We start from the raw sequence: 9,971 nt of genomic DNA on the forward strand, positions 1-9,971 counted from the left end.
GTGCTAAACTCTCCATTGGGACCCCTTTCTTTGGTTGTTGGTTTTCTTAACACAATCCAAACTACCAAAGATTGGGTCCCATTTCTATCTCAAAATTTTTCAATCACCAATAAACGGAACTCTACTTAGGACATCACCTTCGGGGGTCATTTTTAATTTTTAGTTTTTCATTTTGCATTTGCGATAGCAGCACAATATTTACAGGAAACTTTAGAGAATTGTATAAAATTTGCCAAACTTTTAAAATTACAACCCACCTGTAATATGTTACAATTCTTTAGAATTCTTCGACCAACTAACGAAAGGCGGGAGAAGCAGCACGTGAACAGGTTAAAAGTTGGATTGATGATCCTAACTGCATTTATCCTTTTGCTTTTAGCCCTAAGATACATCGCGGGTTACATGCCGAGGGAGGCAAGAAATCTTCCCTTCTTCGCCTTCTGCTCCTTCTCCCGCATGCTGGTGGCATACATTTTCTCCTTCATCTTTGCCATCACCTATGGTTATGCTTCTGCCACCAGAAAATGGGCTGAAAAGACACTTCTTCCCGCCTTGGATATCCTTCAATCGGTTCCAGTCTTGGGTTTCTTTCCCGTAGCCGTTCTGTTCTTCATAAGCGTGTTTCAAGGAGAAAGGTTCGGAATTGAATTGGCTTCCATTTTCCTCATCTTCACCAGCCAGGCTTGGAATATGGCCTTCGGTGTCTACGAATCCATCATCACCATCCCCAAGGATCTCCGACGGGCGAGTGCGGCCTACGGTCTCAGAGGATGGCTGAGGTTCAAACATCTTTTCTTCCCGGCCTGTGTCCCAAAATTGATTTATAATAGCATGATGTCCTGGGCTGGAGGATGGTATTTTTTAATGGCCTGTGAAATCATTTCCCTGGGTTCCATGCAGCATAGATTGCCCGGGTTGGGAAGCTTCCTTCTATTGAGCTCCGCTAAGGGAAGATTTGACTTGATCCTGTGGGGTCTTATGGTGCTGATTTTAATCATAGTCGTCCTGGATACCTTGATATGGAGGCCCCTTTCGCTCTGGGCGAACAAGTTCACCTATCAAATGACGGCCACGGGAGAGACCGCTCCTCAAAGCCCACTACTCTCCCTGTATAAGGATATCATCATCTTCCTGAGATTGAATTATATTGAGATAAAATTCTTAAAATTGGTGGGAATAATCGATCGCCCCATCAAGAAACTTTATTCCCACCTCAGGGGCTGGACTTTCTGGCGAAGCCTGGTCAAAGGGGTTAAAGCGGTCGCTCTTATACCCTTATGTGGGGGCGCTATCTACATCACATACTGGGTGACGATTGGCTTAATGAATATTTTCTCCAGACCTTTCCCCGCAGAGGCTAAGTTCATCCCCCTGGCCATTTTGGCCTCTTTCGCCAGGTTATCGGCAGCATACATCCTCTGCTTGGCCTGGACCATCCCCACGGCCGTATTGATTGGAAAGAACGAAAGACTTTCCAAGGTACTTACTCCTCTAATTCAGATAGCAGCTTCCATTCCAGCCACGGCACTTTTCCCCCTCATTGTGGTCGTAGTCATCCACTATCTCTGGGGCGGGATGGATTTGGCATCTATCCTTTTGGTTTTGACCGGAATGCAATGGTACGTACTGTTTAACTTACTTGCGGGGGTAAGATCCATCCCCGCAGATCTGGATCAAGCCGTCAAATCCTTTGGGGTATCCAGATGGAATTATTGGAAAAGACTCATCCTCCCCGCCATTTTCCCCTCCCTGGTCACGGGGAGCATCACCGGCTGGGGAGGCGGCTGGAATGCCTTGATAGTCTCGGAATATCTGTTCTTCAGGGGTGAGACACACACCGCCTTCGGGATTGGAATGTTGCTCGATCGAGCAACATATGAAATGGGCGACAGTTTAATGATATTATTATCTTTGGCGGGAATGATTTTAACCATCGTGATCATGAATAGGTTCGTCTGGCGAAGACTTTATGAGAAGGCGGCAATGAAATATGTCATAGAAATTTAGGGAGGATTTTGATGATTTTACTTGAAGTAAAAAATATATCAAAATCATTCTTTGAAGACAGCAAGAAGATCGCCGTCATCGAAGATATCACTTTCGATGTTTTAGAGGGTGAATTTGTATGTGTGGTTGGACCTTCAGGGTGTGGTAAAAGCACTCTTTTGAGAATGATTGCGGGAATCGATAAGCCCACTACCGGAAAGATTTTATACCGAGGGAAACCCATTCAAAATGCCCATCTGCGCGTAGCGCTCGTCTTTCAATCGTTCGCACTCCTTCCCTGGCTTACAGTCATGCAAAATGTGTGCCTGGGGTTTGAAGCTCGAGGCGTACCACCCGAGCAAAGGGTGAAAAGAGCGGAAAAATACATCGATAAAGTGGGGCTGGAGGGATTTGAAGAAGCATATCCCCGTGAGTTATCGGGGGGGATGAAGCAGAGGGTAGGGCTCGCCCGAGCACTGGCGGTGGAACCAGAACTGCTCCTAATGGATGAACCCTTCTCCGCATTGGATGCCTTAACCGCGGAAAACCTCCGCGAGGAGGTGTTGGATTTATGGCAAGATAAAAGTCTCCCTCTTAGAGGGGTGGTGATGGTCACCCATAGCATCGAAGAGGCAGTTTATATGGGCGAGGAGGTGGTGGTGATATCGTCAAGGCCGGGAAAAGTGATCGATAATATACGCATTGAACTTCCCCGACCAAGGGATCGTAGGGATGAGAATTTCAACAAAATAACCGATGAAATCTACTCGCTTATCGTAGGGCATTAAGGTAAAGGAGGAAAGAGAAATCAAGATGAGCGTGGAGCCGCTGCCTCGAACCGGCATTAGTAATGTGATTGGTTTGCTTGAACTCATTGACGACGCAGGGGGAAAGGAAGATGTATTCAGGCTTACCAGGGAGCTTCAATACGATTTGGAGGATATATTGCCGGTGATCGAAGCCTCGGAGTTGTTGAAGCTCTCTGAGATAAGCGACGGGGATATAAAGCTTACACCGTTAGGTAAAAATTTATTGGAATCGGACATTAATGAAAGAAAGCTAATAATAAAAAGGCAGCTAAAGAAGATCAAAGTATTCCAAGAGGTAATATCGACCTTGAAGGCAAAACCCGACAGACACTTGGATAGAGAATTCGTTGTTGAACTCTTTGAGAGGAACCTATCTGAAGAAGACGCGGAGAACTTGGTTCATACCCTCATTGAGTGGGGTAGATATGCTGAATTAATCGGGTATAACTACGATACTGAAGAAATATACCTCGACCAAGAGGGTCAGGATTAATTCCCCTTAAGCCTCTTTTTAACCAAATGTACGATCTCCCAAAAAGTGGCCAGGCAACCGGGTTTTGTGGGTCCAAGTTCTGGAGCTTCTGGTGGATTTTCATGTGTTTCAACGTACCTTAAAGCATCTTCGGCGACTATTCTTCCCACCCCTTGGGCATATTGGTTCACTCCTAAATCCTTTGCCGTATGGATGAAAGCTTCCTTTATCAAAAGTGGTGAGGCGACCGGTTTTGCTTGGAGGAGTAGGGCACAAAGGCCAGCCACGTGTGGAGTGGCCATGCTCGTCCCCGTAGCGGAGGTATAATGGTCGTTTACCGGTTTGCCCATCAATACCTCATCCGCGCGGCAGGAGATTATATCCACACCAGGGGCCACCACATCTGGTTTTAACCTCTCATCAGCGGTGGGTCCTCGGGAGGAAAACCTCGCTACCTTATCCCTATCCGTAGAGGCTCCAACGGTTATCACATTCTTCGCGCAACCAGGGCTGCCGATAGTATATTTCTTCGGTCCATCATTTCCGGCTGCGGCACAAATTATAACACCCTGACCAACAGCTGCATCACACGTCTCGCTCAAGGCATCAGTTCCCTCGCAGGGACCCTCGGAGCCCAAAGATAAATTTATGATGTGGGCTCCCATCTCCAAAACCCACTCAATCCCCGCCATCACATCGCTCATCCTGCCAGTACCATCGCCCTTTAGAACCTTGGCTGCTAGGATATTTGCCTCCGGTGCCACTCCTCTATACCTTCTCTTTGAGGAAGCACCACTACCTGCGGCTATTCCCGCCACATGTGTCCCATGTCCATTGAAGTCCCTGAAACCCTCCAGCGTGAAATCCTTCGTCGCCACCACCCTGGGGAAGAGATCCGGGTGGCTTTTATCCACTCCCGTATCGATAATTGCGATGTTTATCCCCTTTCCGGTGTATCCTTCCTCCCAAATTTTTGGGACACCTATCAGCGGAACCGATGTATCCAAGGTCGCATAAACCTTTCTATCCATTTCTATTCTTTCAACCCAAGGTTCTTCAGCAAGCCTTTCAACCTCCCCAGCTGGTAGAGCCAGGGAAAAGGCATTGATTAGCCTTATTTGATGGCGGATGGTGTGGTGAGGCTTCTCCACGAGTTTGGTGGCACATTCCCTCCCCGCTTGACTTACCTTGACGATTACATGAATGTGCTCATGCGGTTCTTTTCTTTTGATTCTCGCTAAAAGCTCCGGTGTGATATACATTCCGCCCTCTCAAATCAAACCTTTACCCTTTGATTTAACCCTGGACAGTAATTCGTTCACTTTGAATTTTGGATTGCATTTTGCATTTTTAATTTGAATTTTGAATTTGAGATGAGCTTAATTGAGATCTATGTATAGCCTATGCCCTTTGATTATTTATACCCATGACCAGTGGCCTACTTCAACCTTGAACCTACAATGCTTTAACCTCCTTATCTTCCTCGATTTTTACCACCCATGTCTCCTTCCCGAGCTCTAAGGCCATCTTGGCAGAGGTCTCAATGGCCACTGCATTTATCAGTCTATATTCATGTTTCACCCGCACACCACGTTTTTCAAGAACGGTGGGAAGATTTTTGGGAGGCCGTGCGAGATGGATGATCAACCGCACAATCTCATCCGGCTTTTCCCTCGCCAAGTCCTTCAATTCCTTCAAAAATTCCCTCTCATGCACCGATATCGCCTTTTTATCCAAATCTTTTGCCTTTATAATATATCAAAAGTATCTTTCATTCCTCCACTTTGTGAAAAAATTTGAAAAGCTTCACGTCACCAGAATATTATCTCAGTTAGGTGGTGTACATGCCAAAGAAAAGATATCTGCGCAAAGAGATCCTTGGGCAAAGGGATGATCAAGGCAGCGAAGAGATTGCGGAAAAAAGCAAAAGAATCGAAGAGCGCCTTTTTGAAATGGCTCAATTTAAAAAGGCTCAGACCATCATGTTTTATGCTTCCTTCAAGAGTGAAGTCAAAACCGAATCGATGATAAGAAAGGCTTTGGCTCTGGGAAAGAGAGTCGTCCTTCCCGCCTTTAAAACCAAGAAGGGTGAGCTGGTCGCCTCATGCATTCAAGACTTCGATCAGGATTTACAACCAGGTGCCTATGGGATTTTGGAGCCGAAACAGACCCGACCTGTGGACACCTCCGAAATCGATATGGTTATACTACCCGGAATAGTTTTTGATGAGCGTGGACACAGACTTGGTTACGGAGGCGGTTGCTACGATAGATTCTTAAATAAAATAAATCCCCAGACAACCTTGGTCGGCTTAGCCTACGAACTCCAGCTCGTGAATAAAGTCCCCAACGTCCCTCATGATATTCCCGTCCATAAAATCGTGACCGAGGAAAGGGTAATCGACTGCCTGCCTGTCGGCAGACATGGCAAAGGAGAGGAGATTTGGAGATCCTCGAAACCCTAAAGGAGTTGGTATCCATCCCCAGCCCACCAGGGCAGGAGGAAAGGATCCAGCAATATCTGGCTCAAAGGTTGATAGAATTGGAATTTGACCTCCAATTCCAGGAAGTTTTTCCAAAAAGGGAAAATATCATCGCCCGAAGGGGGAAGGGGGAGCTTCTCCTCTGCACCCATGCCGATACCTTCCCAGCTTACACACACACCCATCCCTATTTACCCCGGATTCAAGGAGGGAACCTCATAGGACGGGGGGCGGTGGATGCCAAAGGACAGATAGCGGCACTCCTGGAAGCGGTCAAACTGAGCAAGGGGGATTGCGCAATTGCCCTCGTGGTGGACGAAGAAAACGAGGGAAAGGGGTCCGAAATTCTTGAAGTCGAAGCCAAAGCGGCGGTGGTCCTAGAACCGACGAACCTGGATATAGCCATCGCCGAAGCCGGCGCCATAGAGGTCGATATCGAAGTGGAGGGGAAAGGGGTACATGGCGCCATGCCCGAGAGGGGAGAAAATGCCATATTAAAAGCTCTTGAAATTTACGAAAGAATCAAAAATCTACCCTTTTCAAGACAGAGGCATGCTCTCTTCCCTAAATCCTGGGTTAACCTTGGTCTCATCGAGGGTGGATGCGATGTTGGGGTAGTTCCCGAGAAATGTAAAATCCGACTGGATGTAGCCATCCTTCCAGGTGTAGATGTCGAAGAAGCGATAAAACAGATGAAGGGTTTAATCGAAGGAGAGGGAGCTTCCTTGAAGATATTGGATATCTCACCCCCGTTTTCGATAAGTGAATCGGAGAAAATAGCGAGGACTCTTTCGAAAGCCTTCAAAGAAGTCACTCAACGAGAGCCCAGATTATGTGGGATGCGGAGCTGGACCGATGCCCAAAACCTCATGGCAAAGGGGATTCCCACCGCCATCTTCGGAGCGGGCAACTTGGCAAACGCTCACTCATCCCACGAGTCCATCTCCTTAAAAGACCTCGAAACCATGGCAAAAATCTTAGCCCGCCTCATCGACCTCTGGACATAAAAGTAAGAAAATATTATGAGCTTGACATCCAAACACATGTTTGATAATTTAAGTATGCCAAAGTAAAAGATGGGTTTCAGACATAATAAATTATGCTCTTCTAACTCGTTATAGCTAGACACTTTATGGAGGTACAATTATGCAAAAGGTTACATTTTCGGGAACAAAACATGAAAAACTGAACATTGGTTATGAAAAAAACTGCAATTGTCCTCCTAATCACCTCAACTGTATGGGGCCAAAAGAATGGATCAAAAGTCAGCTTGGGGTCTGGCAATTTACTTATGGGACACGAGATATTCGGGACAAAAGGGTTCATCCGGCAGTCTATCCTATAGCACTAACCCGAAAATGCATTGAGTTATTCACTCACCGCGGCGAGCTCGTATTGGATCCTTTCGTGGGAAGTGGAACTACTTTGGTAGCTGCGAGAGATATAGCAAGAAACGCGGTGGGCTTTGATATCAGTGAAAAATATATTGCTCTATGTGAATCGCGCCTGAGCCAATTGGATATGCTCAGTCAAACAAAACAAATAGCAATCATAGATGATGCTCGTAATATCGCCGATTATCTTGACCCTAAAACAGTGAGTTTAATCCTCACCTCCCCACCATATGCCAATCTTCTTAACCGTCAGAGAAAGAACAAGAGTCGTCGCAGCGATATGCGGAAAAATCACCAATATCTAAAGATTGAACAATACAGTCAAGACCCAAGAGATCTTGGAACCTTGCCCCTTGAAGAATTTGGAGAGGCCATGAGTGAAATTTTTGCCAAACTCCTGCCTTTGCTCAAGCCAAGAGCCCACTGTATAATCAATGTCCCCGATATGTGGTGGGATGATGAAAGGGTTACCATCCACATTAGTGTAGTTGAAGCCTTGCGCAAAGTGGGATATGAATTACGTAACATCATCATTTGGGACAGGACGAACATCGTCAATAAAATCGGGATATTTGGCTGGCCTTCTAATTACATCACCATGGGTACCACCTTCGAATATCTCCTCGATTTTTGGAGACCACCAAGGGACTAATCGATGGATATTAAAGGCGAAGTTGACAAGTTAATGCGAAAAATAAGGAGGGGGAGAATTCCTTCTTCTGAGACCATCGTTAAAGAAACTTTTGAGGAACTCGGTTTTACCCCAGATGTTTTGAAGCATGAGGATATCCAACAAAATTTTAATAAATTGCTTAGCGAGGTTTTTATTAAAACACTTGAGGTTTTGGAGCGGTATGAAGATCGAGCCTATGCCAGACATCTGATTGATGAGTTGATGACTCTTAGAAGCGAGGATCTTCAAAAGGCTCAAGAGATTGTAAAAAAGGCCAAAAATTTAGATCAAGGATTCAAGGAAGCTGTACGGATTCTCTTTGAAAAATAGTACCCCTATTTGAGGAGAGGATTTTTAAGCATTAGCCAATCCCGCAAAACTCGTGGTGGTAGAGATTTTGAACTTCAAGTGGGTTGCCTGCTTGAATTGATGGGCGTGCCGTTTGAGAAGAAAAAGAGACGATATCGCGTCGACTTTATGATTCCCTCGGATGATGCCTTCCATCACAATCCCAACCGCTCTATTATCCTGTCTGCCAAAAGAACCCTACGCGAAAGATGGCGTGAAGTAGTAGAGGAATTGCAAGCTATGCGCTCGCCCAATATTTATCTCATCACTGCGGATGAAAATGTTAGCCTCGGGCATGTGGAAGGAATCTGTGGGCAATATCGCATTCACCTTGTAGTTTGGGATGAAGTAAAGAAAAATAAATTTTCAGACGAACCCTTAGTAATTAGCTATACCACCCTTGCAAACGAGATAATTCCCCTATTTAGACAGTTTTGGGAAACAAAGTGATCTTAAAAACCATCGAATTAAGCAGCTTCGAGTTCCTTCAATAAGCCTTCATTCCAAATTAAATCTAAAATTATTTTCGATATGGCTTTCATTGGACAGGCAAAGATATAGCAAAAGTTGAGGGAGAATCATCAGGAGATAGAGGGGGAAATCTTGATATATTTATAAATATTCATAATATGCTTTAAAAATAATTCAATTTAAAGAATTAAAACGAATCAGGCGTAGAGGATCATGCGGATCCAGATTCCCCACTGGTAAAGTTTTATGAATCCCATTCTCTCGTATATCTTTATTGCCCGGTCATTCCTCTCACCGACCCAGAGGGTGATCCTCTTTCTCCCCTTCGATTTTAAATAGTCCAGGGCTTTCTCTATCAGGGTTTTGCCTATGCCCTTTTTCTGATATTCCTTATCCACCGCTAGTTCGTGAATCTCACCCACCAGATCCTCCTGCCAGTCATACCACCTAGAATGTACAGCGATGAAACCCACGGGCTTCCCATCCCAGATCGCCACGAAAAACCCCTGAGGATCGCCTTTAAGCAGCCACTTCAAATACCTTTTAACCTCGCGGCGATTGGGGTAAGCATATTCTGGAAAATCGCTGTAAGCTGAGAAATAGATCCGTATGAGCTCGGGAGTCATTCGCTTGAACTTTTCCCCAGATAACATCTCTATTTTTACCATCGCTGTCAATTTATTTTCGCTGGGGGCTCTCTTTTCCTTCAAAACAATCTCTTGAATCAAAGTCCATTCTTCGACTAAACTTAAACTTCAACTTACTTGCCTGAGGTTGCAAAAAGGAGTATAAAAAGGAAGGCAAGAAGAAACTAGGAATGCCTATCATTATGATAACTTGTTAGGATAGAAACCAAGGTCATGAAGTGCCCCTTTTGTGGTTATTTAGAGACAAAGGTGATAGATTCAAGAGCCACCGAAGCCGGTGATGCCATCAGGCGAAGAAGAGAGTGCATCGATTGCCAGCGGAGGTTTACCACCTATGAGAGGCAGGAAGAAATCCCCTTGATGGTCATCAAGAAAAATGGTCAGCGTGAGCCCTTCGATAGAACCAAGGTATTAAAAGGCTTGCAAAGGGCTACAGTGAAGAGGGAGATTACCCTCTCGCAGTTGGAAAATATCGTCACCGATATCGAGAGTGAACTCCGCAATCAATTCAAATATGAGGTGCCATCGAAAGAAATCGGCGAAATGGCCTTGAAGAGATTGAGGAAAATAGATAAAGTGGCTTACGTCCGCTTCGCTTCCGTTTATCGAGAGTTTAAGGATATAGACGAATTCACCGCGGAGCTCGCCAAGCTCCAGAGAAATCTCGATAAAGAATAATTAGTTCCTT

12 protein-coding genes are annotated in these 9,971 nt (G+C 45.4%); 9 read left to right on the forward strand and 3 right to left on the reverse strand.

Annotated elements, in window-relative coordinates; genetic code table 11:
* The first annotated feature begins 321 nt into the window (after positions 1-321).
* From AB1466_00585 to AB1466_00595, 3 genes are read left to right on the forward strand one after another with little or no spacing between them, the layout of a single operon-like run.
* A complete protein-coding gene (locus AB1466_00585; protein MEW6188600.1) occupies positions 322-2,007 on the forward strand; it encodes an ABC transporter permease subunit in 1,686 nt (561 codons plus the stop codon).
* Positions 2,008-2,018: 11 nt separating this feature from the next.
* Positions 2,019-2,774 carry an ABC transporter ATP-binding protein gene (locus tag AB1466_00590; GenBank protein MEW6188601.1) on the forward strand — a complete coding sequence of 252 codons (756 nt, stop codon included), beginning with the start codon at positions 2,019-2,021 and terminating at the stop codon, positions 2,772-2,774.
* Between the two features lie 25 nt (positions 2,775-2,799).
* On the forward strand, positions 2,800-3,288 hold the full coding sequence (locus AB1466_00595; GenBank protein ID MEW6188602.1) for an AAA-associated domain-containing protein: 489 nt from the start codon (positions 2,800-2,802) through the stop codon (positions 3,286-3,288).
* On the opposite strand, the gene AB1466_00600 is transcribed toward AB1466_00595, so the two are convergent.
* Together AB1466_00600 and AB1466_00605 are read right to left on the reverse strand one after the other, a co-directional pair.
* On the reverse strand, positions 3,285-4,529 hold the full coding sequence (locus AB1466_00600) for a S8 family peptidase (GenBank protein ID MEW6188603.1): 1,245 nt from the start codon (positions 4,527-4,529) through the stop codon (positions 3,285-3,287). The two genes, AB1466_00595 and AB1466_00600, sit on opposite strands and share 4 nt — an antisense overlap.
* A 193-nt stretch (positions 4,530-4,722) precedes the next feature.
* The gene (locus AB1466_00605; protein MEW6188604.1) at positions 4,723-5,004 is read right to left on the reverse strand and encodes a hypothetical protein; all 282 of its coding nucleotides are present in this window, start codon (positions 5,002-5,004) and stop codon (positions 4,723-4,725) included.
* A gap of 107 nt (positions 5,005-5,111) precedes the next feature.
* Between AB1466_00605 and AB1466_00610 the strand changes: the two genes are divergently transcribed.
* The 5 genes from AB1466_00610 to AB1466_00630 all read left to right on the forward strand — a co-directional run bounded on the left by AB1466_00610 (position 5,112) and on the right by AB1466_00630 (position 8,615).
* Entirely contained in the window at positions 5,112-5,732 is a 621-nt protein-coding gene (locus tag AB1466_00610; GenBank protein ID MEW6188605.1) for a 5-formyltetrahydrofolate cyclo-ligase, read from the forward strand.
* On the forward strand, positions 5,711-6,757 hold the full coding sequence (locus AB1466_00615; GenBank protein MEW6188606.1) for a M20/M25/M40 family metallo-hydrolase: 1,047 nt from the start codon (positions 5,711-5,713) through the stop codon (positions 6,755-6,757). The genes AB1466_00610 and AB1466_00615 overlap by 22 nt, the downstream gene beginning before the upstream one ends.
* 139 nt (positions 6,758-6,896) lie before the next feature.
* On the forward strand, positions 6,897-7,796 hold the full coding sequence (locus tag AB1466_00620; GenBank protein MEW6188607.1) for a DNA methyltransferase: 900 nt from the start codon (positions 6,897-6,899) through the stop codon (positions 7,794-7,796).
* Positions 7,797-7,799: 3 nt separating this feature from the next.
* Positions 7,800-8,147 (forward strand): hypothetical protein, encoded by a 348-nt coding sequence (locus AB1466_00625; GenBank protein MEW6188608.1) that lies wholly within the window; start codon positions 7,800-7,802, stop codon positions 8,145-8,147.
* A gap of 9 nt (positions 8,148-8,156) precedes the next feature.
* Complete coding sequence (locus AB1466_00630) at positions 8,157-8,615, forward strand: type II restriction endonuclease (protein ID MEW6188609.1); 459 nt, start codon at positions 8,157-8,159, stop codon at positions 8,613-8,615.
* A 218-nt stretch (positions 8,616-8,833) separates the two neighbouring features.
* On the opposite strand, the gene AB1466_00635 is transcribed toward AB1466_00630, so the two are convergent.
* Positions 8,834-9,346, reverse strand: coding sequence for a GNAT family N-acetyltransferase (locus tag AB1466_00635; GenBank protein MEW6188610.1), 513 nt, complete (start codon positions 9,344-9,346; stop codon positions 8,834-8,836).
* Between the two features lie 150 nt (positions 9,347-9,496).
* On the opposite strand from AB1466_00635, the gene nrdR reads away from it, so the two are divergent.
* Complete coding sequence (gene nrdR / locus AB1466_00640; GenBank protein MEW6188611.1) at positions 9,497-9,961, forward strand: transcriptional regulator NrdR; 465 nt, start codon at positions 9,497-9,499, stop codon at positions 9,959-9,961.
* Positions 9,962-9,971: the final 10 nt, after the last annotated feature.

Source organism: Actinomycetota bacterium (genome assembly GCA_040755895.1).
Taxonomy (GTDB): domain Bacteria; phylum Actinomycetota; class Aquicultoria; order Subteraquimicrobiales; family Subteraquimicrobiaceae; genus Subteraquimicrobium.

What these genes read in the sequence shown, in the direction of transcription:
- AB1466_00595 (MEW6188602.1), top strand. Translation starts at nt 2,800, where the DNA reads ATGAGCGTGGAGCCGCTGCCTCGAACCGGCATTAGTAATGTGATTGGT.
- AB1466_00590 (MEW6188601.1), top strand. Translation starts at nt 2,019, where the DNA reads ATGATTTTACTTGAAGTAAAAAATATATCAAAATCATTCTTTGAAGAC.
- AB1466_00610 (MEW6188605.1), top strand. Translation starts at nt 5,112, where the DNA reads ATGCCAAAGAAAAGATATCTGCGCAAAGAGATCCTTGGGCAAAGGGAT.
- AB1466_00620 (MEW6188607.1), top strand. Translation starts at nt 6,897, where the DNA reads ATGCAAAAGGTTACATTTTCGGGAACAAAACATGAAAAACTGAACATT.
- nrdR (MEW6188611.1), top strand. Translation starts at nt 9,497, where the DNA reads ATGAAGTGCCCCTTTTGTGGTTATTTAGAGACAAAGGTGATAGATTCA.
- AB1466_00600 (MEW6188603.1), bottom strand. Translation starts at nt 4,529, where the DNA reads ATGTATATCACACCGGAGCTTTTAGCGAGAATCAAAAGAAAAGAACCG.
- AB1466_00625 (MEW6188608.1), top strand. Translation starts at nt 7,800, where the DNA reads ATGGATATTAAAGGCGAAGTTGACAAGTTAATGCGAAAAATAAGGAGG.